Annotated in this window: 20 protein-coding genes; 11 read left to right on the top strand and 9 right to left on the bottom strand. The window is 54.1% G+C overall.

What is annotated here, in order from left to right; genetic code table 11:
* Positions 1-121 precede the first annotated feature (121 nt).
* The 7 genes from Q3F21_RS15750 to Q3F21_RS15720 form a co-directional block, all read right to left on the bottom strand.
* Positions 122-1,297: an MFS transporter gene (locus Q3F21_RS15750; RefSeq protein ID WP_340254754.1), complete on the bottom strand. Its 1,176-nt coding sequence runs from the start codon at positions 1,295-1,297 to the stop codon at positions 122-124.
* Positions 1,298-1,303: 6 nt separating this feature from the next.
* Positions 1,304-1,735, bottom strand: coding sequence for a MerR family transcriptional regulator (locus tag Q3F21_RS15745; protein WP_340254751.1), 432 nt, complete (start codon positions 1,733-1,735; stop codon positions 1,304-1,306).
* A gap of 264 nt (positions 1,736-1,999) precedes the next feature.
* A complete protein-coding gene (locus Q3F21_RS15740) occupies positions 2,000-3,235 on the bottom strand; it encodes a branched-chain amino acid ABC transporter substrate-binding protein (RefSeq protein WP_340254748.1) in 1,236 nt (411 codons plus the stop codon).
* Positions 3,236-3,471: 236 nt separating this feature from the next.
* The gene (locus Q3F21_RS15735; RefSeq protein WP_340254745.1) at positions 3,472-4,254 is read right to left on the bottom strand and encodes a DUF4179 domain-containing protein; all 783 of its coding nucleotides are present in this window, start codon (positions 4,252-4,254) and stop codon (positions 3,472-3,474) included.
* The gene (locus tag Q3F21_RS15730; RefSeq protein ID WP_340254742.1) at positions 4,232-4,819 is read right to left on the bottom strand and encodes a sigma-70 family RNA polymerase sigma factor; all 588 of its coding nucleotides are present in this window, start codon (positions 4,817-4,819) and stop codon (positions 4,232-4,234) included. Before Q3F21_RS15730 ends, Q3F21_RS15735 begins: the two co-directional genes overlap by 23 nt.
* Positions 4,820-5,007: 188 nt before the next feature.
* Entirely contained in the window at positions 5,008-6,408 is a 1,401-nt protein-coding gene (locus Q3F21_RS15725; RefSeq protein ID WP_340254739.1) for a sensor histidine kinase, read from the bottom strand.
* Entirely contained in the window at positions 6,405-7,112 is a 708-nt protein-coding gene (locus Q3F21_RS15720) for a response regulator transcription factor (RefSeq protein WP_340254736.1), read from the bottom strand. The genes Q3F21_RS15725 and Q3F21_RS15720 overlap by 4 nt, the downstream gene beginning before the upstream one ends.
* A gap of 169 nt (positions 7,113-7,281) precedes the next feature.
* Here Q3F21_RS15720 and Q3F21_RS15715 point away from each other — a divergent pair, with 169 nt between their 5' ends.
* The 3 genes from Q3F21_RS15715 (at position 7,282) to Q3F21_RS15705 (ending at position 9,433) form a co-directional block, all read left to right on the top strand.
* Positions 7,282-8,325 carry a DUF3048 domain-containing protein gene (locus Q3F21_RS15715; protein ID WP_340254733.1) on the top strand — a complete coding sequence of 348 codons (1,044 nt, stop codon included), beginning with the start codon at positions 7,282-7,284 and terminating at the stop codon, positions 8,323-8,325.
* A gap of 114 nt (positions 8,326-8,439) precedes the next feature.
* Positions 8,440-8,730, top strand: coding sequence for a YerC/YecD family TrpR-related protein (locus Q3F21_RS15710; protein WP_340254730.1), 291 nt, complete (start codon positions 8,440-8,442; stop codon positions 8,728-8,730).
* Positions 8,731-8,746: 16 nt separating this feature from the next.
* The gene (locus Q3F21_RS15705) at positions 8,747-9,433 is read left to right on the top strand and encodes a heptaprenylglyceryl phosphate synthase (protein WP_340254727.1); all 687 of its coding nucleotides are present in this window, start codon (positions 8,747-8,749) and stop codon (positions 9,431-9,433) included.
* Positions 9,434-9,688: 255 nt separating this feature from the next.
* On the opposite strand, the gene Q3F21_RS15700 is transcribed toward Q3F21_RS15705, so the two are convergent.
* The gene (locus Q3F21_RS15700; protein WP_425341261.1) at positions 9,689-10,519 is read right to left on the bottom strand and encodes a glycerophosphodiester phosphodiesterase; all 831 of its coding nucleotides are present in this window, start codon (positions 10,517-10,519) and stop codon (positions 9,689-9,691) included.
* A 350-nt stretch (positions 10,520-10,869) separates the two neighbouring features.
* Between Q3F21_RS15700 and Q3F21_RS15695 the strand changes: the two genes are divergently transcribed.
* From Q3F21_RS15695 to Q3F21_RS15665, 7 genes are all read left to right on the top strand, one after another.
* Positions 10,870-11,682: a VanW family protein gene (locus Q3F21_RS15695; RefSeq protein WP_340254724.1), complete on the top strand. Its 813-nt coding sequence runs from the start codon at positions 10,870-10,872 to the stop codon at positions 11,680-11,682.
* A gap of 140 nt (positions 11,683-11,822) precedes the next feature.
* Positions 11,823-14,153 carry a DNA helicase PcrA gene (gene pcrA / locus Q3F21_RS15690; protein ID WP_340254721.1) on the top strand — a complete coding sequence of 777 codons (2,331 nt, stop codon included), beginning with the start codon at positions 11,823-11,825 and terminating at the stop codon, positions 14,151-14,153.
* Positions 14,154-14,255: 102 nt separating this feature from the next.
* Positions 14,256-16,271: an NAD-dependent DNA ligase LigA gene (gene ligA, locus Q3F21_RS15685; RefSeq protein ID WP_340254718.1), complete on the top strand. Its 2,016-nt coding sequence runs from the start codon at positions 14,256-14,258 to the stop codon at positions 16,269-16,271.
* Positions 16,272-16,312: 41 nt separating this feature from the next.
* The gene (locus Q3F21_RS15680) at positions 16,313-17,194 is read left to right on the top strand and encodes a hypothetical protein (protein ID WP_340254715.1); all 882 of its coding nucleotides are present in this window, start codon (positions 16,313-16,315) and stop codon (positions 17,192-17,194) included.
* Positions 17,195-17,245: 51 nt separating this feature from the next.
* Positions 17,246-18,313, top strand: coding sequence for a CamS family sex pheromone protein (locus Q3F21_RS15675; protein ID WP_340254712.1), 1,068 nt, complete (start codon positions 17,246-17,248; stop codon positions 18,311-18,313).
* 264 nt (positions 18,314-18,577) lie between these two features.
* Positions 18,578-20,125: an L-glutamate gamma-semialdehyde dehydrogenase gene (gene pruA, locus Q3F21_RS15670; RefSeq protein WP_340254709.1), complete on the top strand. Its 1,548-nt coding sequence runs from the start codon at positions 18,578-18,580 to the stop codon at positions 20,123-20,125.
* 145 nt (positions 20,126-20,270) lie between these two features.
* Positions 20,271-21,236, top strand: a complete 966-nt coding sequence (locus Q3F21_RS15665) for an MraY family glycosyltransferase (RefSeq protein WP_340254705.1) — start codon at positions 20,271-20,273, stop codon at positions 21,234-21,236.
* Here Q3F21_RS15665 and Q3F21_RS15660 read toward each other — a convergent pair.
* The gene (locus tag Q3F21_RS15660) at positions 21,226-22,137 is read right to left on the bottom strand and encodes a diguanylate cyclase domain-containing protein (protein WP_340254702.1); all 912 of its coding nucleotides are present in this window, start codon (positions 22,135-22,137) and stop codon (positions 21,226-21,228) included. The genes Q3F21_RS15665 and Q3F21_RS15660 overlap by 11 nt on opposite strands.
* A 157-nt stretch (positions 22,138-22,294) precedes the next feature.
* Here Q3F21_RS15660 and asd point away from each other — a divergent pair, with 157 nt between their 5' ends.
* The gene (asd, locus tag Q3F21_RS15655) at positions 22,295-23,143 is read left to right on the top strand and encodes an archaetidylserine decarboxylase (RefSeq protein WP_340254699.1); all 849 of its coding nucleotides are present in this window, start codon (positions 22,295-22,297) and stop codon (positions 23,141-23,143) included.
* The last annotated feature ends 150 nt before the right edge of the window (positions 23,144-23,293 follow it).

Here is a 23,293-nt window from a genome sequence, read left to right as displayed (position 1 = left end):
AAGACCGGAGCGGAGAATGGAAACAGGCTTCTCTCCACCACAGCAGCTTTCAGAGCAGAACTGGCAGCAAGAAAATGCTCGCGTGTTTCTTTATGATATGCGAATGCCCAGTCAAAGCCCCTTATTTGACATGAGCCAAGACCTTTTTCCCAGCAGCAAGTACCAGAATGCTGACAATCACCGCAACCGCGCCCGCGTAAAACGGCACATTCGGCGAATACCATTCCGCCAGCTTCCCTGCCAGCCACGGTGCGATCGCGCCGCCGGAAAAACGGACAAAGCTGTACGCAGAGGAAGCGACCGCGCGTTCGAATGGCGCCACATCCATCACGGCGGTAGTTAAAACCGTATTGACGATACCGAGTACGGCCCCAGCGATGACGATGGCAATCACCAGAATCGTTTGCGATTGTACGCCGAATCCCATAACAGCCAGAACAATAGCCAGAATGAGCAGCATCATGTTGAGCGTGGGGATGGAACCGTATTTCCTTTGCAGCAGCGGCGCAATAATCACCGAGGTAATCGCCAGCATCACGCCCCAGAAGAAAAAGACGAAGCCGAGGCTGTGTTCATCCATGTGCAAAACAAAGGGAGAGAAGGCAAGCAGCGTAAAGAATCCGTAATTGTACAAAAGCGCGGTGACAGCCAGGGTAAACAGTCCCCGGTGAGTCAGCGCCCGCAACGGATCAATGAGAGAACTGCGCCGTTTTGGAGCAGGTACTTCATTCAACAAGACAAAAACAGCGAGGAAGGCAATGGCCATCAATACAGAAACGCCAAAGAACGGTCCTCGCCAGCTAATGCCGCCAAGCAGTCCTCCGAGCAGGGGACCAACAGACATGCCAAGCCCGATCGCCGCTTCATACAAGACGATAGCCCCCGCCGTACCGCCGCTGGCGACGCTGACGATGACGGCGAGTGCGGTGGAAATGAAAAAGGCGTTCCCCAGCCCCCAACCGGCGCGGTACCAGACGATCTCCGTGACGGAGTTCGACATGCCGCCCATAAAGGCAAAGAGGATAATCATCAAAAGTCCAAACAGGAGAGTAGGCTTCGGGCCAATCCGGCTGGATACCCATCCGGTCACCAGCATGGTAACGCCTGTCATTACCATGTAGCTGGTAAACAGCAGGGACACCTGGCTGGGGGTGGCGTTCAGTTTTTCGGCAATCGCCGGCAGAATCGGGTCGACCAGACCGATCCCCATGAAGGCGACAATACAGGCGAAAGCGACGGCCCAGGCCGATTTGGGCTGTTTAAACAAGGTTTGGAAAGAAGCTTCATGACTGCTCACTGGTGTTCACTCCTCGATCTCTTTTTCCAATTCCCGCTTCTTATTCGTAATCCGAGTCAGCTTGTCATCGTATCCCTGCAGCATGTCGGCAAGCTTGTTCAGCTTTTCCTGCAGGACGTCCCGCTGCGCCCTCAGCGTTCCCTCCAGCTCTGTCAACAAACGCAGCTTTTCGCTTGCGTGCTTGTCGGAAAAGTAGTCCTGCTTCAAAAGCTCGTACCGTTTGCCGAGGTCCATGATTTCCTTGATTTCCTGCAGGGAAGCGCCGAGGAGATCACGGGTGTTTTTGACGTGCAGAATATGGGCGACGTCTTCGTCCGTGTACAGACGATACCCGCTTTCCGTGCGGCCGGATGGACTGACCAGGCCCAGCTCCTCGTAGTAACGGAGGGCCCGCTTGGTCAAATTCGTTTTTTTGGCGACCTCCTCGATTCGATACATGAACGGTTCCTCCCATCACAAATAAAAAATGACAATATCTATCTTAGCAAAGACTAACGTTGACGTAAACGTAAATGTTACTGGTAAAGGTTATGAAAGTGCACTTTGCCTAGTTTTTCTAAAAAAAGAAGACCAATCCTTAGACTGGTCTTGTCAGTTGATGCCTGTATCCCAACTCGGCGGACAATTTGTATCGTCGTGAGCCATTCATTGCGAATTTCATCCCGGTCTTTTTTCAAGACAGGTACTATTCCTTTCCAACCTTTATTTTCCTGCTTCGCCCAGAAATTCGGCCTTTTCTTTTCCATATTGATAGATGTAAACCTGGGAGTGCTTGTTGTCGCCTTTTTCGTCAAAGGTGACCTTCGTGAACAGACCGCTGAATTCGCTTGCAGCGCGAATTGCGTTCATGACCTGCTCGCGGGTAGGCTTTTTGCCGCCGTTTTCCTGAATGGCTTTTTCAATCCCATTCAAGGCGACCAGCGTAGCGTCATAGGCAAAGGGAGAGAACGCGCCCGGCTCTTTGTTAAAGGCTTCCTTGAACTTTTCCACCCATTGCTTGCCTTGCTCCTCTGAACGGATGTCGCTTACAACGGTGGCGTAGACGATGCCTTCCGCAGCTGGCCCGGCAATTTTATACATATCCGCCGACTCCAGACCTTCGCCGCCCATGAATTTGCCGGTGAAGCCTTTTTCGCGGGCTTGCTTGGCGATGATGCCCATTTCCGCGTACATGCCTCCAAAGAAGACGAGGTCAGGCTTTTTCGCCACCAGCTGGTTGACGATGGCGCTGTAATCCTTTTCGCCGGCAGTGACGCCTTCGTAGCCGACTTCGGACACGCCCAGGTCTTTGAATGCCTTGCGCACTTCGTCGGTCAGACCTTGACCGTAGGAAGTTTTGTCGTGAGCGAGGTAGACCGTCGCGGCCCCCAATTTGTCTTTGGCGTACTTGGCTGCCGCCGGAGCGATCTGGTCATTGCGGGCGACGAGGCGGTTTACGCTCTTGCGGTTTGCCTCTGTCAGCTCGACGCCGGTATTTGCCGGGGAGACCATGGCGAGCTTGCCTTCTTCATACTTGACCGAAGACGGGATGGCGACGCCGGTATTGTAATGGCCGATCACCGCGTACACATCCGGGTCGGAAATCAGCATTTCCGCGTTGGATACGCCGATTTTCGGGTCTGCCTGGTCGTCCTGCGGGAAGAGCTGGATCTCGAAACCAAGCTGTTGAAACGCTTCCGCGCGGTCTTGCACGGCCAATTGCGCCCCCAGCTTGATGCCGTCGCCTTCGAGCGACTGGGCGCCGGACAGCGGACTTTGGGTGGCAATCTTGATTACGTTGGAGCTGCCGCCGCTTCCAGCCCCGCCTTCTGAGGATGGAGCAGGCGAGGCAGACGGAGCGGATGAAGCTGAATTCCCGCCGTTGCCCGTGCCGCATCCGGCAGCAAGCGAACCGATCAGCAGAGCAGAGAGTAGGAGAAGCGCGTTTTTCTTTTTCACGATGAGACCCCCAAATAGATTTGTGTATCATATTATTTTAATAAACATATCAATTGAATATGATGACGTCAACGAATATTCGCTCTAGTGGGAATATAAAAAATATGGAACGATCAAATAGATTTCAATCCAAAATAAGCTCGACCGCCCCTCGGTACATAACCGAAGAAGCGGTCGAGTCCAGAATTCTGGATATTGTCTCGCCGCAAGCCTAGAGGAGCGGCTGCTTTCTTTCCTTATTGAGCGGCTTTTGTCGCCTGCTCTGCCTTGCTTTGGTCAACGACAAACTGCCCCTTCCAGCTTCCCTTTGTTTTTCCGATCCGGTCGATTCCGACGTTCAGATAGAGCGGTTTGGGCAAATGAGAGCCATCCGTTAGAAACGCCAACGTCCCTTCCGGCTTGTCCTCTACCGCCATGCCTGTCACCACTTCCTTGCCGCTGTCGTCTGTCAGATAGAAGGGAAGCCGGCCTTCTGTATCTGCCTGCAAAAAGCTTACTACCGAGAAGCCCTCCAGCCCGGGCTGCTGAAATGTCGGGTTTTCTGTCTGAACGCCGTCTGTTTTTCCGGCGGATATCAGCTGCAGTCCCGAAGTATCAAATTCGTAAGGAACCAGTGTTCCATCCTGTTTCTCGATGCTGTAGTGGACGAGAATTTTGGTGTCCTCGACATACATCTCCTTGAAATGGATCGTAATGCCCTGATCCGTTATTTTCTCGTCGATCGGTACGGACAACCCTTCGGATATGGCCCGTTTCACGCCTTCATTCACCAGTCCGTTAATATTTGCCTGGCTGTTAAAGAAGTAGGACGGCCCTCCCAAGGCGGCGAAAACCCCTGTAGGCAGCAGAATGGCTGCGGCAATACCGAATACGAGCAATCTTTTTTTCATCGTTTTTCTCTCCCGTTCCTGGTGAAATTGGATAAATGACTCTCTGACACGCTGGTCGACTTCTTCCGGAACCGCAATCTCTTCGAAGTGCTCTGATAGCGAGTGCTCAATTTTTTTTGAGATAGACAATTTGGAAACCCTCCCCATCCCGCTCAGTGTCAAACCATTTTCGTATCCGCTTCAAGGCCAGGCGGTTTCTGGACTTGACGGTGCCAACAGGGATTTGCAGCAGTTCAGCGATCTGATCGTGAGAATAATCGTAGTAGTAGCGATAGATAACCACGATTCTGAGTTTGAATGGCAGCCGATTGATCGCTTCCCGTATTTCCCGGTTGGATTCGGCTTCAAGGAGCGGCTCGTCAGGCATTTCCACGTGCGCTTCTTCCCCGAGCCTCGCCTTTTTTTCGTGCAGCCGAAATCTTCTCCAAATTTGTCTTCGCCATTGACTGACTTGCCTGATCACGATTCCATTGAGCCAGAACAGGAAGGGGCGCTTGCGGTCATAGTTGGGCAGCGATCTCCACAGCTGGTAATAAATTTCGCTGACGATTTCAGCGACGTCTTCCCGGTTGCGAACCAGCACCGCGACCGTTCCGTACACTTTTTTGCGGGTCATGCCATAGACCGCTTCAAACGCTTCCTGATCCCCGGCTATCAATCGGTCCAACCAGAACTCTATTTGTTGTTCATTCATAATAGGGGCCCCCTGAGATTGTATACATGAGGTATTAGCTCTCAAGTTCAAAAAGGTTCACCGAAATGTTTAACCAAATTTTTCGCCGCTAAGGTATTCATGAATAAAGAACGAACGGGCAAGGCTGATGGTTATGTGCAACGAATGCCAAAAAAGCCCCGGACATCCGGAGCTTTTCTGCTGGTTTGCTATCTCTTTACAGGCAGTGTGATCGTAAAGCACGGGCCTTCCGGCTCGTTGCGGACGGCGATGCCCCCTTTGTGCGCTTCAAAGACAGCGCGGGCGATGGCCAGGCCGAGTCCGTGCTTGCCCGATTTCCCCTTGCGGAACCGCTGGAACAGGTGAGGGAGCAAAGCTTCTTCGATGGGCGGGCCGTCGTTTGCGATCGTGATGACGACCTGGTCATCCTTCTGCCGGCCGGTCACGATCAACCGGCTTTTTGCGTAGCGCAGCTGGTTTTCCAGGATATTGACAAAGGCAGTGCTCAGCTGTTCGCCATCGCCTTCGAGGATGAGGACGGGGGGGAGATCAAGCTGCCAGGTAATGTCCGGGTTCAGTACGGAGAGCCGCTGCTCCAGCAATTGGAACAGCTCTGTCACATCGACCCTGCCCATCTGCATCATTTGCGAGACGGACTCGATTTTGGTCAGATACAGGAGCTGTCCCACGACCTTTTCCAACCGCTTGCTTTCCTGCATGATCGTTTGCAGCCCTTTTTCCGCTTGCGGTCCCTGGAAAACTCCTTCCAGCAGGCCTTGGGTGTAGCCTTGTATCGCCATGATCGGCGTCTTTAGCTCGTGAGAAATATTTTGCACGAAATAGCGCTGGGATTCATCGTGTTCCTTCAGTTGGTGCTTCATCGTTTCAAAGGAGCGGGCCAATTGGCCGATCTCGTCTCCCCGATCCAGCGTGAGCGGCGTATCAAACTGGCGCCGGGCGATTTTTTGGCACGATTCGTCCAGTGAGCGAAGCGGTTTGCTCAAGTAGCGGCTGAACCAGACGGCCAACAGCCAGCTGATCAGGAGCAGCACGACAAAGATCATGAGAAACTGTCTGGTCAACAGCGAGTTGATTTGATTCAGCTCGCGCTCCTTGGAGAACAGCACCATATAGTACGGAAAGCCGTGATAGTCCATCAGCCTGCTGACGAACAGATAGTCTTCTCCGCCCCGCTCCAGCGTCCCGTGCTGCAGCTTGTTGCCGGGATAGGAGGCCGCTTTCTTGTAGAGCCCGGCCACGTCGTTATAGGAAATCCGTTCCCGTTCGGTAATGCGGCTGCCCAGCTCCACGCCGTCAGTCGAAAAGACGATCATATCGAACGAGTATTCATACCGAGACAGCAGCACCTGCAAAAAATATGGAGCAACCGAGGGCACCGGCAGCAGCTCGTTGTGCTCGTTGAAGGAGATGTGGTCAGACAGGGTGTAAAACTCCTGCTCCAGCAGCGAATACGTGTTGTTGACGAGGTACTGCTTGACGGCGAAAGGAAAAACAATCCCGACACCAATCCCCAAGACGCTGGTCAGAAGCATGAACAGGATGAGGATTTGCCGGGAGAGCGGCAGGTTTTTCAGTCGGAATTTGCTCATGTGCGGGTCATCCGGTAGCCGAAGCCGTACACCGTCTCCAGCGGGAACTTGGGCATTTTTTTGCGGATGCGCTTGACCAGATCGTCCACGGCCCGGTCAGAGCCGATGTAGTCCTCTCCCCAAATCGCGGTCAGGATTTGCTCGCGATTGAGCGCCAAGCCCTGATTATGGAGGAGGTAGACGATCAGCTCGAATTCTTTGGTGGTCAGTTCGATCTGGTTCCCGCTTTCCTTTACCTGTCGTCCCTTCTCAGAGATCTGGTACGGGCCGACCGTCACCCAATCCTGATAGGAGACCTGGGCGGGAGCAGGGACTGCCGCCGCTCCTTTTTCGTAGGTGCGCTGCAGCAGCTTCTGCACGCGGATGACGAGCTCCCGGGGCAAGAACGGCTTGGCCAGATAATCGTCGCTGCCCAGCTCCAGCCCGATGATTTTGTCCATGTCCTGATCGCGGGCGGAAATAAAGACGATGGGCACATCGGATTTGCCGCGGATCAGGCGCAGCAGCTCATAGCCATCGATGTCCGGAAGCATGATGTCGAGAATCCATATATGGGGCTGCTCCGGTTCTTCCAGGACGGGGAGAACCTCGGCACCGCTTTGAAACGCGCGAACCTGAAAACCGGCGTTTTGCAAGTACGATTTCAATAGCTCCAACAGGCTGGTTTCGTCATCTACCAGATAGACGAGGTAGGGAGTTTGCATGGCTTGCTTCCTCGCTTTTCATCTGTGTTTGCCTAAATTGTAGCACAGTCGCTGTCTGGATGTGTGGCAGCGGCGTATGAGAATCGTGGAAAACGTGTGGAAGCAGGATTCTGTTTTGCTTTCAGAGAAAAAAGGAGGGTGCGAGAGAAAACTGGAAAGGAGCGCTTTCATGCAAAGACGCATCACACGAACCCTCATGTTGCTTTCTCTGGCGCTGCTTGCAGCGTGTGCGAACAAACCGGCTGAGACGACGCCGCAGCCTGAGCAGCCGCCCGCTCCGATTGTACAGCCGCCGACGGAACAGCCGAAGCTCCCCTACACAGCGCCATTTACCGGTCTGGGCAGCCAGACAAGGCTGGATCAGCGGCCGATCATGGTTATGATGAACAATGCTCCGCAGGCCCGCCCGCAATCCGGGGTAAACAAGGCGGACCTGGTATACGAAGTGCTGGCGGAAGGGGAAATGACCCGCTTTCTCGCGGTTTTTCACAGTCAAAGGCCGGAAGTGATCGGGCCGGTGCGCAGCATCCGTCCTTATTTTATCCAGCTTGGGGCGGGACTGGATGCCATGCTGGTGCACGCCGGAGGCAGCCCCGACGCGCTCAACACGTTGGCCCGTTCCGATTACAGCCACCTCGACGAAATTCCCAACGGCCGCTATTTTTGGCGGGAGAAGTTTCGCCATGCCCCGCATAATCTGTATACCAAGCCGGAGTTGATTGAGCAGGCGATGCTGGACAAAGGCATTCGCATGACCGGCGAGCTGCCGTACTTTCCGTTTTTGCCGGAGGATGCCGTGATCGCGGAAGGCGAACCTGCGACGAAGATCGATCTCGTCTTTCATTCGCTCAACAAGGCCGGATTCGTCTACGATGCGGAAAAGAAAAAGTACATGCGGCTCACAGAGGGCAAGCCGCATCTGGACCTCACGGATAACGAGCAGCTGTCGGCGACCAATCTCCTGGTCATTGCCGCCAAGCATCGCGTGCTGGATGGCGAGGGGCGCCGCCAGGTGGACGTGGTCGGTCCGGGAGACGGCTACCTGTTTCAGCAAGGCAAGGCAAAAAAGGTCAAATGGAAGCGGACGAATGGCGTTATTCGGGCTTACGAGGACGCTTCCATGAGCAAGGAAGTGCCGCTATTGCGCGGCAACACATGGGTTTCGATCGTGCCGAATGCGCCGGCGCTGACGAGCTACCTCAAGTTTGAATAGGATTCCGAGAATAAGGGCTTGCAGGGTGGCCCCGTTTCTTCTAAGATAATCTTGTAAGCTTTAGCGCTTAAAAATTTTACAGTGAAAAAACTTCCCTATGACGGGGTGATCCTCATGCAATTGGAAAAACTAAAAGGAAAAGGGATCGAGCAGTTGTTTGAGGCCGTTCTTTCCTTGGAGACGATGGAAGAGTGCTATCAGTTTTTTGACGACCTCTGCACCGTCAATGAGATGCAGTCGTTGGCACAGCGGCTGGAAGTGGCTCGCATGCTGCGCAAAGGCTACACCTACAATCAGATCGAAGCGGAGACGGGAGCGAGCACGGCGACCATCTCTCGCGTAAAGCGTTGCTTGAACTACGGCAACGACGGCTATCAACTGGCGCTTGAGCGTATCGGAAAATAGGCAGGAGGCAGCACCGTTGATTGACTATCGCAATTGGCGCCATACCTTTAAACTGGACCCGGATAAAACCATCGATGACGATGCGCTGGAAGCCTTGTGCGAATCCGGCACGGATGCGGTTATCGTCGGCGGCACCTTTGGCGTGACGTATGACAACACGCTGGAGCTGATGTCCCGAATACGCCGCTATGCGGTTCCTGCCGTTTTGGAAATATCCTCTCTGGACGCGGTTGTCCCTGGCTTTGATTCGTATTTCATCCCGCTGGTGATCAATGCGGGGGATGCGGATTGGCTGTTCGCCCCGCACGTCAGCGGACTGAAGGCTTTCGGCCAGTACATACATTGGGACGAGATCATCACCGAAGGCTATCTGGTGGCCAACCCTGACTCGGGCGTGGCCAGACTGACCAAGGCGCGTCCGATACAAGACGCGGCGGAAGCCAAGGCATACGCCCAGACGGCCGCGAAAATATGCCGGCTGCCCATCGTCTATGTGGAGTACAGCGGTGCTTACGGGGACCCGGCGGTGGTCCGGGCATGCAAAAGCGGCGCCGGGGAAGCGCATCTGTTTTACGGCGGCGGCATTCGGACGGCGGAGCAGGCGGCGGAAATGGCGGCCGTGGCCGATACGATTGTCGTGGGCAACGTGATTTACGAAGAGTTGCAGGCGGCTTTGTCGACCGTTCGGGCTGTGAAAGGGTAGCCGGAAGAAGCGTTCGGAAGAGCTTCCGGCTCCAACAGGCGCGATGTTTTCAACAAGAGAGACTCGGAAGCGGGTCTCTTTTGTATTTGTTCAAAAAACGCGAAGCTTTGTCTCGCCGGGAAATGAAACGACCTTTCGTCCGATGTGATACGGACGAAAGGTCGCGAATGGTAATCGGCTGACGCTCTCTTTTCCCTTTGACACAGAAAGACAAAGGCGCAAGCAGACTTAAGAGGCGTTCCATTGAAGCGGTTCTTACTTGTGTTTGTTGCGGGGCACGTAATCGGGATAATCCGAGATGATGCCGTCAACACCTGCGTCTAGCAGCGGCTTTACTTCTTCCGGTTTCCGTACGGTCCAGACAGACATTTTCATCCCGCGTTCGTGCACGCGCTCAAGCAATTCCGGGGAAAACAATTTCAGGCTGGGATTCACATAGTGCGCATAGGCAGCAAATTCGTCGAGCATCTCATCGGTCAACTGCTCGGGCTTGTTGGTCAGAACGCCGACAGGGATATCCGGCAAAAGCTCGTGGAATGTTTTCACCGAGTCGAAGTTAAACGATTGAACAATAATCTTGTTATTGGCCGGCTTGTCCATGTTTCGCTCGCGCAGGGCGTCGGCTACCATCTCCTCCACACCCGGATACAGCTCGGGGGATTTCAATTCGATCAGGATGCCGGTCTTGCCGCGAAATTCATCAAGCACCTCTTCGAAAGTGGGAATTTGTTCACCTGCGAACTCTGGTCCAAAGAAACTGCCCGCATCCAGCTCGCGGATTTCTTCGAGGGTCAAATCCTTCACTTTTCCGGTGCCGTCTGTTGTGCGGTCAACGGTATTGTCGTGGATGACCACCATATGCCCGTCCTTTGTCACTTGCACGTCGATCTCGATATAATCGGCCTTCATTTTCACGGCTTTGCGAAACGCCGCCATGGTGTTCTCAGGCGCATAGCCGGAAGCGCCCCGGTGCGCGATGGTGTCTATGCGGTGAGCATGTTCATTGGGTGCAGCCATGGCTGCGAGCGGTTGCAGCAATCCGACCGCAAGGACTGCGGCCATCAACGTTTTTCCAAAGCGAAGCATGTACATCTCCTCCTCGACATTTTTTGCCTCCCTAAAAGCGATCGTAAAATACGGGGAGCACGGTTTTGCAGGCTGGAATATGCAATGGCTTTTTCGGGGCCCCAAAAAACAAAAAATCACAGATTCCCCCCAGCGTGGATGCTGAATGGAATACTGTGAATCTCCTGTTCTCCATCACAATATTCTAAATATTCTGCTGATCTTTACTTTACACGATGTTCGTATCCAAATCCATACCAATTGGCAAATTCATCCTTATATCCTAGACGCTTGTACGACAAGCATGACGGAAGATAGAGAGCGTACAGGTCTTTTGGACTTGTTCGCTTCTTTCAGAGGGAGAGAGTGACATGAAACCGATCAAGCGCAGCCGCTGGAGATTGGCAGCGGGCATTTGTTATTACCGCATCAAGCGATACGGGGATTGGTTCTTTGGGAGAAAAAAATTTGCCAGGAAGAGACTAAAAGAGGGACTTCCTTGCCTGCATAAACGTCATCAGACCCCTTTGCTGCGGCAGCTGCAAAACGTCGAGATGTGGATGCAGCACAACAAGGTGACTAACCTGCGCATTGCCTCCGAACGGTTGCATGGAATCGTGATCCGTCCGGGCGAAACGTTCTCATACTGGAAGCTGATCGGGAAGCCGACCCGGCGCAAAGGGTATCTGGAAGGGATGCTGCTGTCGCATGGACGGGTGCTGTCCGGCGTAGGCGGAGGTCTGTGCCAGCTGTCCAACCTGATCTACTGGATGACGCTGTTCACGCCTTTGACTGTGACAGAGCGGCACCGGCACAGCTACGATGTCTTTCCGGATTCGCGGCGGACTCAGCCATTTGGCAGCGGAGCGACGTGTTTTTACAATTACCTCGACCTGCAGATAGCCAATCGGACAAGCCAGTCCTTTCAATTGCAGCTGTCGCTTGCGGACGGCTATCTCGTCGGGGAATGGCGGGGCGAGCACCCGCCGACCAGACGGTACGAAGTGTATGAAAAACAGCATTGGATCACCCCTGCTCTCTGGGGCGGCTACGAACGGCACAATGTTCTGTGCCGGCGTGTGTACGACCTGGAAGGCAAGCTGATTGACGATGAGTTCATTGCCGAGAACCACGCATATATGATGTATGAGCCGCTCTTGCCAGACGGCGAATCGACAGGATAGGACACGGTTGGCGTTTACTCTGTTTGCCAGCAATCCCTCCCCCGGTTTGACTGGAACTCTCCCGCGATCTGTGCGAAAATAAGAACATATGCTTTCGTTCGGGAGCGTTTTGAGAGGCAGGAAAGGTGGAAGTTGTACATATGTCTACAGTTGACCGAATTATATCCGGACTGAATCCGCAGCAGCGGGAAGCTGTCCTGACCACGGAAGGGCCGGTACTCATACTCGCCGGAGCAGGCAGCGGCAAGACCAAGGTGCTGACCCAGCGGATTGCCTATCTGATTCAGGAAAAGCGCGTGGCTCCCTGGAGCATTCTGGCGATTACCTTTACCAACAAGGCGGCAAGAGAGATGCAAAACCGCGTAGCCGCAATCATCGGCCGCGAAGCGGAGGACACCTGGATTTCCACATTCCACTCGCTCTGTGTCCGCATCCTGCGAAGAGATATTGACCGTCTGGGCATAAACCGGAGCTTCTCCATTCTCGACTCCGGCGATCAACTGTCCGTCATCAAGCAATGTCTGAAAGAGCTGAACATAGATCCGAAGCAGTACGAGCCGCGCGGCCTGCTGGCGGCGATCAGCGGCGCCAAAAACGAGCTGACCGATCCGGTCCGATACGCGAATCTTGCCAAAGACGCCTACTCGATGGTCGTGGCCAAGGTATACGAGCTGTACCAAAAGAAACTGAAAAACAACCAGTCCCTGGACTTTGACGACCTGATCATGACGACTGTCCGGCTGTTTAAGGAAGTGCCGGAAGTGCTCGAATACTACCAAAAGAAATTCCGCTACATTCATGTCGATGAGTATCAGGATACAAACCGAGCCCAGTACATGCTCATCTCCATGCTCGCGGACAAATTCCGCAACGTCTGCTGCGTCGGGGATGCCGACCAGAGCATTTACAAGTGGCGCGGAGCGGATATTTCCATCATCCTGAACTTTGAAAAGGACTATCCGGAAGCGAAATTGATCAAACTGGAGCAAAACTACCGCTCGACCAAAACGATTTTGCAGGCGGCCAACCAGGTGATCGCGAACAACGTCATGCGCAAGGAGAAAAAGCTCTGGACGGAAAACGACACAGGGGAAAAAATCACCTGCTTCCAGGGCGATTCCGAGCACGACGAAGCGTATTTCATCGTGGATACGATCCGCAAGCAGATGGCTGCGTACAAACGATACGACAAGTTTGCCGTTCTCTACCGCACCAACGCCCAGTCCCGCGTGGTCGAGGAAGTGTTCATCAAATCGAATATCCCCTACACGATCGTGGGCGGCACGAAGTTCTACGACCGCAAAGAGATTAAAGACATTCTGGCCTATTTGCGGGTGATCTCCAATCCGGATGACGACATCAGCCTGACCCGGATTATCAATGTGCCGAAGCGAAACATCGGCGATACGACGGTGGAAAAGCTGCAGGCTTACGCGAATGCCCACGGCCAATCCCTGTACGGCGCGATCCAGGAAGCGGGCTATATGGGACTGCCCGCCCGCACGACGAACGCGATCCTTTCGTTTAACGATCTGATCACGAACCTGATGCAGATGACAGACTACCTGTCCGTGACGGAGCTGGTCGAGGAAGTGCTGAAGCGCATCGGATACCGGGAGATGCTGAAGGAAGAAAAGACGCTGGAGTCCGCGGCGCGGCTGGAGAACATCGAGGAGCTTTTGTCCGTGACTCAGGAGTTCGAGCGGAAGAACGAGGACAAGAGCCTGCTCGCCTTCCTGACCGACCTTGCTTTGGTGGCCGACATCGACACCTTGGGAGATAACGGCCAGACCGAGGAGGAGGTATCCGCCGAGGGCCAGGTTGTCCTGATGACGCTGCACAGCGCCAAGGGGCTGGAGTTTCCGGTCGTCTTTCTGGCGGGAATGGAGGAAGGGGTATTCCCGCACAGCCGATCGCTGTTCGACGATGCGGAGATGGAGGAAGAACGCCGCCTCGCCTACGTGGGGATTACCCGGGCCGAGGAGCGTCTGTATTTGACATCGGCGCGGATGCGGACCTTGTTTGGCAGAACCAATGTGAATGCGCCCTCGCGCTTTTTCAAGGAGATTCCCGCCGAGCTGTTGGAGGGGAATCCTGCTCAAGAATCAGGCGGAATGCAAGGGGGCTCCTTTGGACAACGCGGATACGGCCAGCGTGACGGGTTTGGCCGCTACGGAGCGGGTCAGTCGGATACAGGGACAAAGTCCGCTTTTGGACAGCGTCCCGGCGCTACAGGGGCCTCTGCCTTTTCCCGGCCGGCCATGGCCGCTCCGACCAAATTGCAGGGACATGGCGGCGGTTCCGGCATCGATTGGAAAGTAGGCGACAAGGTGAAGCACGGCAAATGGGGCACCGGAACGGTCGTCAAGGTGAAAGGAAGCGGAGACGATACGGAGCTGGACATCGCCTTCCCGAGTCCGACCGGAATCAAAAAGCTGCTCGCGAAATTTGCTCCGATCGAGCGGGGATAGTATTCTATACGGTGCGGAATCTTTTTGCAGGCAAGCGGAAACACATAAGAGGACTTGCCCGAGAAGCCCTCGGGGGAAACGGAATAGCAAAGGATGAAGGACATGGATCGATTGACGGCGGAAGCAAGAATTCGCGAATTGCGGGAACAAATCGAGCATCACAACCGTCTGTATCATACAGAAGACCAACCGGAAATTAGCGACCAGGAATACGATAATCTGGTAAGGGAATTGCAGGGGTTGGAAGACCTTTTTCCCGATATGGTCACGCCCGATTCTCCGACGCAGCGGGTGGGAAGCGTCCCGCTTGCGGCTTTTGAAAAAGTGGTGCACAAAACGCCGATGCTCAGCCTGGGCAATGCCTTTGACGAGGAAGATTTGCGCGATTTCGACCGGCGCGTTCGCCAGGCTGTAGGCAGTCAAAACGTCCGCTATGTCTGCGAATTAAAGATTGACGGCTTGGCTATTTCCCTCCACTATGAGGACGGGGTATTTGTCAAGGGAGCCACTCGCGGAGACGGGACGACCGGGGAGGATATTACGCAAAATTTGCGGACGATCCGCTCGATTCCGCTCCGGCTGTCCCGCCCTCTGACAATCGAGGTGCGCGGTGAGGCGTTCATGCCGCGCACAGCCTTTGAAAAGCTGAACAAGGAACGGGAGGAACGCGGAGAAGCCCTGTTTGCCAACCCGCGCAACTCCGCAGCCGGATCGCTTCGTCAGCTCGATCCCAAGATAGCGGCTTCCCGCCAGCTGGACACCTTCATCTACGCCATCGGCGATGTGCAGGGGGTAGATGTCGAGTCTCACAGCGAAGGATTGGATTTGCTGGAGTCGCTCGGCTTCAAGGTAAATAAGGACCGGCGCACGTTTGACAACATTGATGACGTGATCGGCTTTGTCAACAGCTGGGTGGAAAAACGGCCGCAGCTTGCTTACGATATCGACGGCATGGTGATTAAAGTGGACAGCTACGCCCAGCAGCAGGAGCTTGGCTTCACGGCGAAAAGCCCTCGCTGGGCGGTGGCGTATAAATTTCCGGCAGAGGAAGCGATTACGGTATTGAAGGGGATTGAAGTATCTGTCGGACGTACCGGTACCGTTACGCCTACGGCTATTCTGGAGCCGGTCAGTCTGGCCGGCACCACGGTAAAACGCGCTTCGCTGCACAATGAAGACATGATCCGGGAAAAGGGGCTGTTGATCGGCGACCATGTCATGGTCAAAAAGGCTGGCGACATTATCCCGGAAATTGTGGCTGTCCTGCCGGAGCGGCGCGACGGAAGCGAGACTCCTTTTGCGATGCCGACGCATTGCCCTGAGTGCGGCAGTGAGCTGGTGCGTCTGGAAGAAGAGGTGGCGCTTCGCTGCATCAATCCGATGTGTCCGGCGCAAATCCGCGAGGGCATCATTCATTTTGTCTCCCGCCAGGCGATGAACATCGAGGGCTTGGGAGAAAAGGTGGTCGCTTCCCTTTTTGAAAAGGACATCATCCGCAGCGTAGCCGACCTGTACTATCTGCACCAGCAGCGCGACGTCTTGCTCGGGCTGGAGCGGATGGGGGAAAAGTCGGTCGACAACCTGCTAGCCGCCATTGAGACCAGCAAGGAAAATTCGCTGGAGCGGCTGCTCTTCGGGTTGGGCATCCGTCTCGTGGGAGCAAAGGCAGCGCGCGTGCTTGCCGAGCACTTCGGCGAGATGGACGGCATCATGGCCGCAAACGAAGAAGATTTGACTGTCATTGACGAGATTGGACCGAAAATGGCGTCCAGCATCGTAGGCTACTTCCGCCAGCCGCAGGCCCAAGCGGTGATCGAGCGGCTGAAGGCTGCCGGGGTCAATATGAGCTATAAGGGCATTCGTGTCGAGACCGGAGCGGACTTGCCGCTTTCGGGCAAGACCGTCGTTTTGACCGGTACGCTGGCGACGATGACGCGCCAGGAAGCGGAAGAAGCGATCGCCCGTCTGGGGGGAAAAGTGACGGGCAGCGTGAGCAAGAAAACGGACCTGGTCATCGCGGGTGAAAAGGCAGGCTCCAAGCTGGAGAAGGCCGAAAAGCTGGGAGTGCCTGTCATGGATGAAGCAGGCTTTAGAGAATTGCTGGAAAGTCAAGGGTAAGACCTGGACAGTGAGAGAGAACGGGAAGGGGTGTATTCGGCATGAAGGGCTTGCTGCAATGGGGAATGATCTTGATGGCATGGGCACTCTTGGCAGGGTGCAGTGAAAGCGGGCGGAGCAAGCCGGTACAGCCGCCCGTTACTGCAGCAGCTGTGCCCGGAGATCTGACCTATCAGGATGTTGTGCAAAAGGGCGAGGTCGTACACAACCTGTCCATGACCCCGGATGCCCAGCACATCTGGGTAGGCACACATGCCGGACTTTATCACTCCACTGGCGGTGGAGCTTGGGGATCGCTGTCAACGGAGCTGGAGCAGGAAGACGTGACAGGCTGGTTCGTCGACCCGAACAATCCCCAGCGCATTTTTGCGGCCGGAAACAGCGGCGTGCTGCAATCCACAGACGGAGGCAAAAAGTGGAGCAAGGTAGGAAAAGGGTTGCCGGAGCCCGCCGATATCCGCAGCTTTGCGGGCATACGGGAAGGCGACCAGATCCGCCTGTTCGCGTTTGTAACGGGAGAGGGGATTTACCAGTCATCCAATGCGGGCAAGGATTGGAGCTTATGGCTTCCGCTGGATCAGGAGGTCTACGCCATGGATTACGATCCGATGGAAAACCGCCTGTATGTGGCTGCTCAATTTAACCTTCTGTACCATGAGGATGGGCAGTGGAAAACAGAGGTCGTGCCGAATGCCCAGCAGGTTTATTCGCTTACGGTTGACAGAACGAGCGGAATCCTGGCTGTAGCGACCGATCGGGGAATTATGGAAAAAATAGACGGGATTTGGCAGCAGCTGGATGCCAAGTCTCCCGAGACACTGATCGTGATCGCTCCCGGCGCGGGGGAGTACAGATGGGTAGGGATAGGCGAATCGGCTTTTGTTTACACGTTGTCCAACGGCAAATGGAAGAAGTGGAATTGACAAAATACATGGAGGCTTCGGCCTCTTTCTCTGTGTAAGGAGTTTGGATGGATGAAAGCAAAACGATGGATGTACATGTTGCCGCTGACGTTGATTTTGGCCATGACGGCTGCGGGCTGCTCCTTTCTCCCAGGCGGAAAAGGGCAGAGTGAAACGCAGCCCGCAAGCCCTTCGCTTTCCCCAATTGTGGAAGTTTCGGAGGATTACTACGGCAGCATTCCGCCGTACAAACTAAACCAAACGCGTGGAATGTTGGCCACCACGAGCTATCGGATCGACTTTAGCCACCTGGAGCTCGGGCTGATGGAAATTGCCCGCGATACCTTTCCTACGTCGGATTATTTGTTCCAGGAAGGCCAAATCATCACAAAAGAGCAGGTAAGAGACTGGATCGCCCAAGAGAAAGCGGGAGGTCCAAACAGCAAAGGCAAAACAAGCAGCCTTGTCCATGTTCTGGAGCATGATTACCTCAGCAAAGACAAGCAGCAGCTGGCCGGAGTGGTACTCGGCCTCTCGCTCTCTCCGGTCTATCAGGATGCGACGGGGCAGGAGAAAACCTACGCCACGGAGGAGCTGCGGGCGAAGGGACAACAGCTGGCAGCGAAAATCGTCCAGAGTGTACGAGCCAACTCCACTGGGGTCCCGATCGTAGTCGCTTTGTTCCAGGTGCCGGAGCCGAATTCCACGTTGGTTCCAGGCAAGTTCATCATGTCCGGAACCGTGAATGCAAATGAGTCCGCGGTCGGAAAATGGCAGCCGATTGACGAAGAGTTCTATTTGTTCCCGAGCAGCGACGCAGAAAAGAAATATCCTCAGCAATCCTTGCAGTACGACAAGCTGAAGCGGCAGACGCTAGCATACTTCAACGAGTATATCGGAATGACCGGGACCGGCCGTTTCATGGGCGGCAGGCTCACAGAGCTAACGATTACGGCAACGGCTGAATACGATTCACGCACACAGGTCCTGCAATTCACGCAATTTGCAGCAGCGGCGATTGAACAGGCCTTTGACAAGGACGTACATGTGAATCTGTACGTTCAAACGATCAACCAGCCACTCGCCATGTACGTTCGTCCAACAAAAGGGGAACCGTACATGCATATCTACAGAAAGTAACGAAAAGAGGAACTGCCCTGTCCGCTTTCCGAGAGCGGGCAGGGCGTATTTTTTGCCATTTGCAAGTTCGGATGAACATATATGTTTAAAAGTGTTCATTTGATTGAACGAAATTGTTCAAGGGACGTGACAGCAGAAATCCTGTTGTTTTTCGAGAAAGATGCAAACACTAACACGGTGAAAAGTGTCTTGCCAAATTGGTATGATCCTTGCATATAAATTTGGATGACAAGAATGGAAGAAATCGATAAGGAGGTTTTCCAGATGCAAGTCGAATTCAAAAATGAACCGTTTACCAATTTTAGCTTGCCGGAAAATAAAAAGGCATTTCAAGAAGCGCTCGCAAAAGTAGAGAGCGAGCTCGGTCGTGAATACGACATTATCATCGGTGGAGAGCGCATCAAAACCGAAAAGAAATCCAGCTCCATCAACCCTTCCAATAAAGAGCAAGTGATCGGCATAGTGTCCCAGGCTGACCAGGCCCTGGCTGAAAAAGCGATCCAGACTGCCGCGCAAACATTTGAAACCTGGAAAGCTGTGCCTGCGCAAGCCCGTTCCCGCTACCTGTACAAAGCGGCTGCCATCCTGCGCCGCCGCAAGCATGAATTTTCCGCATGGCTGGTAAAAGAAGCCGGAAAGAGCTGGGCGGAAGCAGATGCCGATACGGCAGAAGCCATCGACTTCATGGAGTACTACGGCCGTCAAATGGATAAGCTCGCCGAGCGCCATCCGCTGACCCGCATCCCGGATGAGGACAACGAGCTGTACTACGTACCGCTTGGCGTAGGAATTGTCATCCCGCCGTGGAACTTCCCGCTCGCGATCATGGTAGGGATGACGACAGCAGCTCTTGTCGCAGGAAATACTGTCGTGCTAAAGCCTGCGTCCACCACTCCGGTCATCGCTGCGAAATTCATGGAAATCCTTGAAGACGCAGGGGTACCTGCAGGTGTTGTCAACTTCGTACCGGGCTCCGGCGGCGAGATCGGCGACTATTTGGTCGAGCATACCCAAACCCGTTTTATCAGCTTCACAGGCTCCCGTGACGTGGGTCTGCGCATCAACGAGCTGGCTGCGAAACACCGTCCGGGCCAAAAATGGATGAAGCGTCTCGTAGCGGAAATGGGCGGAAAAGACTCCATCATCGTAGACAATGACTGCGATCTGGAAGCGGCTGCTCAAGCAATCGTTGCTTCCGCTTTTGGTTTCTCCGGTCAAAAATGCTCTGCTTGCTCCCGCGCCATCGTTCACCAGGACGTGTACGATAAGGTTCTGAACCGCGTGGTTGAGCTGACCAAGCAGCTGACCGTCGGCGACGTAGTAAACCCTGAATTCTACACGGGCCCGGTTGTGGATGAAAAAGCGTACAACAAAATTCTCGAGTACATCGAGATCGGGAAAAAAGAAGGCAAACTGATGGCAGGCGGAGAGAAGGGGCCGGAAAACGGCTACTACATCATGCCGACCGTATTTGCCGATGTTGAGCCACAAGCTCGCATCATGCAAGAAGAGATCTTCGGTCCGGTCGTTGCTTTCTGCAGAGCAAAAGACTTCGGTCATGCGCTGGAAATCGGCAATAACACCGAATACGGCTTGACCGGCTCTGTGTTCAGTCGCAACCGTGCCCACCTGGAAAAGGCACGTACCGAATTCCACGTAGGGAACCTGTACTTCAACCGCAAATGTACAGGCGCACTCGTTGGTGTGCATCCGTTCGGCGGTTTCAACATGTCCGGTACGGATTCCAAAGCGGGCGGCCCGGATTACCTCCTGCTGTTCACGCAAGCCAAGCTTGTGTCCGAAAAACTGTAATACGATCGTTGACTTCTATCAAAAAGGCTGCCTTTCACAGGGCAGCCTTTTTTCTATGTGAGCGAGGAACCGAACGCGGATTTGCATCGCTATTTCTCCCCGTTTTTGTTCACACTAAGCAAAAGTGGCAAGGCGGGTGAAGCAGATGCTGTTCTATTTGGTCCCGGGGCTGGCGGCTTTTTTTCTGGTTTGGCTGCTGATGCCCGTAGCCAGAATCGTGGCATGGAAGACAAAATTGCTTGATATTCCGCATGGACGGAAAGATCATTCCCGGCCGATGCCGTTATCCGGCGGATTGGCGATGTTCGCGGGAGTAGCGGCAGTGACTATTTTTTTTGCAGGACTGCAAAAGTTGGTGGCAGTTTTGATCATCGGCAGCATCCTCTTGATGGCGGCAGGCTGGGCGGATGATGCGAGTAAAGCCCGCGGAAAGGAATTTCCCCCTTTGCCCAAGCTGGCGATCCAGGTTCTGGCTGGGGTGCTGGCTTTTGTCTGCGATATCCGGTTTCGCGGCATCAGCCTCCCGTGGATGGGGGGAGAAAACGGAGACTATTACCTCTTTCCCGTCTGGCTCTCTTGTCTGGCGACAGTACTCTGGATCACAGGCTTGATCAACATGGTCAATTTTCTGGATGGCGTGGATGGTCTGGCTTCCGGAGCGACGGTCTTTTCCGCGATCACTCTGTTTTTTCTGGCGTACGTAAAAGGACAGGGACTTACCGCTTTGATCGCGATTGTTCTGGCCGGAGCCGCACTTGCTTTTTTGCGATTCAACTTTTTCCCCGCACAGCTGTACATGGGGGATATGGGTTCGATGTTTCTCGGGTATGCCCTGGCGCTGGTTTCTCTGGAAGGTGCGATGAAGGGAGCTACTCTGATCACCCTGGTCGTGACCGTCCTCGCATTGGGACTGCCTGTCGTTGACACGGTCCAGGTGATGATCAGCCGAGCGTTGGCAGGGTCGCCGATGTACCAGGCGGACCGTCGGCATGTCCATCATCGGTTGATGTCGCTTGGCTTGTCTGCCAAACAGACGGTTGTCATCCTGTATGTGGTGAGCTTTCTCTTTTCAGTACTCTCGCTCCTGCTGTTTTTCTGGATTATTCCGTAGGGGCAGAGTAAAAACAGAACTGATTGCGTCCGGCTTCCTTGGCTCGGTATAGGGCTTTGTCTGCGTGGCGGAGTAGTTGGGAGGAATCTGGGCCGTCATTGGGATAAATCGCGATGCCAATGCTCATGGTCAGGTGAAAACGTTGCTGCTGGATGACCCATGGCTTTTTCAGCGTCTCCAGTACGCGGCTGGCTACTTTGGCAGCCTCCTCGGCAGTATCCAAGGAGGTGAGCAGGAGAACGAATTCGTCTCCGCCCAGCCTGGCGACGGTGTCGGCGTCCCGTACGCAAGAGGTCAGGCGTTTGGCGAGTACGCGGAGGAACTCATCCCCGACGTCATGTCCCCATGTATCGTTGATCTCCTTGAAGTAGTCGCAGTCCAGATAGAGGACCGCAATCCGTTCGCCTGTGCGCGTCGCCTGAGACATCGCCTGCTGCATCCGGTCCAGCAAGAGGCGGCGATTGGGCAAGCCTGTCAGAACGTCGTGGTACGCCATGAATTCTAGCTGGCTTTCCAACTGCTTGCGCTCTGTGATATCCCGGGTTACGGCAAACACGTGGGTGCAGACACCTTCGCTGTTGAAAATCGGGGTGAGTACAGACTCGCCGATGATGTCCCCATATGTGGTATAATGTGTCGGTTTCCCGCTTGCCACCGCCTCTCGATACATGCTGTTCAGATTGGCAGCTTTTTCATCTGCGTTCACTTCTTCGATCAATTTGCCGTAGGCTTCTTCTGTCAGCCGGGAGGCCTGCATGGCAGGAGGGTTCATCAGGACGTAGCGAAATCGGGTTCCCTCTTCTACCGACATAAGAAAAACCATATCGGACATATATTGAAAAAAGCAGGATAATACATCGCCGTATTGGTGGATGAGGTTCTCAATCTCGCGCTTTCTCATGATTGTCTCTCCTGTAAGTCATGCTGTGCTACTATCTTAGTATAGCAAAATTAGGCCAATAAAATGATGAGGCCAAGGTCGGAGCGGGGTTTACTGCCGGTACCTCGAGATGGTACAGTATGGATAGACTTTGAACGGAAAGAACAAGGGGATGCTTATGAACAAGAAAATCCTTCCCAGACTCATTCATCGTCTTCCGCAGAACGTCATGTCGCGAACCATGGGTAAAATTACCGCGTCTCGTTTTAGCCGGTTGGCGATTCGCCACTATATACGACATTATAATATCGACCCCTCTATCGTTGAAAAGCCAATACGTGAATACAGATCGTTAAAAGAATTTTTTGCGCGCAGACTGAAGCCCGGTGTCCGTACGATTGCCCCTGGCGATGACGTGGTGGCCAGTCCTGTCGATGGTACGGTTTCACAGATGGGAGATATCCATGAAGGTACCTTGATCCAGGCAAAAGGAAAACAGTACAGTCTGGCCGATCTGCTCGGAGATACGCCGGAGGCGGCCCAGCGCTTTTACGGCGGAAAGTTTATTACCATTTATTTAAGCCCGCGCGATTACCATCGGATTCACATGCCGGTGGAAGGAGTGCTCATCCGGTACACCTACGTGCCCGGCCGGCTTTATCCGGTCAATCAGCTCGGAATTGAACACGTCGACAAGCTGTTCGCCCGCAACGAGCGCCTTGTCACCCACGTTCAGACAAAAGAGCTGGGACGGGTAGCCGTCGTCAAGGTAGGCGCGCTTTTTGTCGGCAGCGTCAGAGTCATGTACAATAAGGCGACGACCAATGTAAAACACGGCTGCAAAACCAGCGAAGACATCCCCGGAACCCCTCACTATCGAAAGGGAGACGAGCTCGGCTGGTTCGAATTCGGCTCGACCGTCATCCTGCTGTTTGAATCCAGACAACTGGAATGGGCCGACGACGTAAACATCGGCAGCCCGGTTTTGATGGGCCAAAAGCTGGCGCAATTGAAAGCAAGCGAATAACCAAGCTTGTGGATACTGCACGTAAGCCCGAGAGGAAGTTCTCGGGTTTGTTTGTGTATTCAAATATACGTTTTGAAGCAACGTGCGTTTCGCAGAGTGCACGCTGTCAATTTATTTTGGCACAAAAAATACCCCCAACAAGAACTTGCG

The organism is Brevibacillus borstelensis (assembly GCF_037834415.1).
GTDB lineage: Bacteria > Bacillota > Bacilli > Brevibacillales > Brevibacillaceae > Brevibacillus > Brevibacillus borstelensis_A.
Note: the sequence above shows the minus strand (reverse complement) of the source record. Positions and strands in the feature narration are given on the sequence as shown.

Excerpts from the sequence above, each read along its gene's own strand:
- Q3F21_RS15715 (WP_340254733.1), top strand. The coding sequence starts at position 7,282 with ATGCAAAGACGCATCACACGAACCCTCATGTTGCTTTCTCTGGCGCTG.
- Q3F21_RS15725 (WP_340254739.1), bottom strand. The coding sequence starts at position 6,408 with ATGAGCAAATTCCGACTGAAAAACCTGCCGCTCTCCCGGCAAATCCTC.
- Q3F21_RS15660 (WP_340254702.1), bottom strand. The coding sequence starts at position 22,137 with ATGAGAAAGCGCGAGATTGAGAACCTCATCCACCAATACGGCGATGTA.
- Q3F21_RS15720 (WP_340254736.1), bottom strand. The coding sequence starts at position 7,112 with ATGCAAACTCCCTACCTCGTCTATCTGGTAGATGACGAAACCAGCCTG.
- Q3F21_RS15665 (WP_340254705.1), top strand. The coding sequence starts at position 20,271 with ATGCTGTTCTATTTGGTCCCGGGGCTGGCGGCTTTTTTTCTGGTTTGG.
- Q3F21_RS15710 (WP_340254730.1), top strand. The coding sequence starts at position 8,440 with ATGCAATTGGAAAAACTAAAAGGAAAAGGGATCGAGCAGTTGTTTGAG.
- Q3F21_RS15675 (WP_340254712.1), top strand. The coding sequence starts at position 17,246 with ATGAAAGCAAAACGATGGATGTACATGTTGCCGCTGACGTTGATTTTG.
- ligA (WP_340254718.1), top strand. The coding sequence starts at position 14,256 with ATGGATCGATTGACGGCGGAAGCAAGAATTCGCGAATTGCGGGAACAA.
- pruA (WP_340254709.1), top strand. The coding sequence starts at position 18,578 with ATGCAAGTCGAATTCAAAAATGAACCGTTTACCAATTTTAGCTTGCCG.
- Q3F21_RS15745 (WP_340254751.1), bottom strand. The coding sequence starts at position 1,735 with ATGTATCGAATCGAGGAGGTCGCCAAAAAAACGAATTTGACCAAGCGG.
- Q3F21_RS15680 (WP_340254715.1), top strand. The coding sequence starts at position 16,313 with ATGAAGGGCTTGCTGCAATGGGGAATGATCTTGATGGCATGGGCACTC.
- Q3F21_RS15695 (WP_340254724.1), top strand. The coding sequence starts at position 10,870 with ATGAAACCGATCAAGCGCAGCCGCTGGAGATTGGCAGCGGGCATTTGT.
- Q3F21_RS15700 (WP_425341261.1), bottom strand. The coding sequence starts at position 10,519 with ATGCTTCGCTTTGGAAAAACGTTGATGGCCGCAGTCCTTGCGGTCGGA.
- Q3F21_RS15730 (WP_340254742.1), bottom strand. The coding sequence starts at position 4,819 with ATGAATGAACAACAAATAGAGTTCTGGTTGGACCGATTGATAGCCGGG.
- pcrA (WP_340254721.1), top strand. The coding sequence starts at position 11,823 with ATGTCTACAGTTGACCGAATTATATCCGGACTGAATCCGCAGCAGCGG.
- asd (WP_340254699.1), top strand. The coding sequence starts at position 22,295 with ATGAACAAGAAAATCCTTCCCAGACTCATTCATCGTCTTCCGCAGAAC.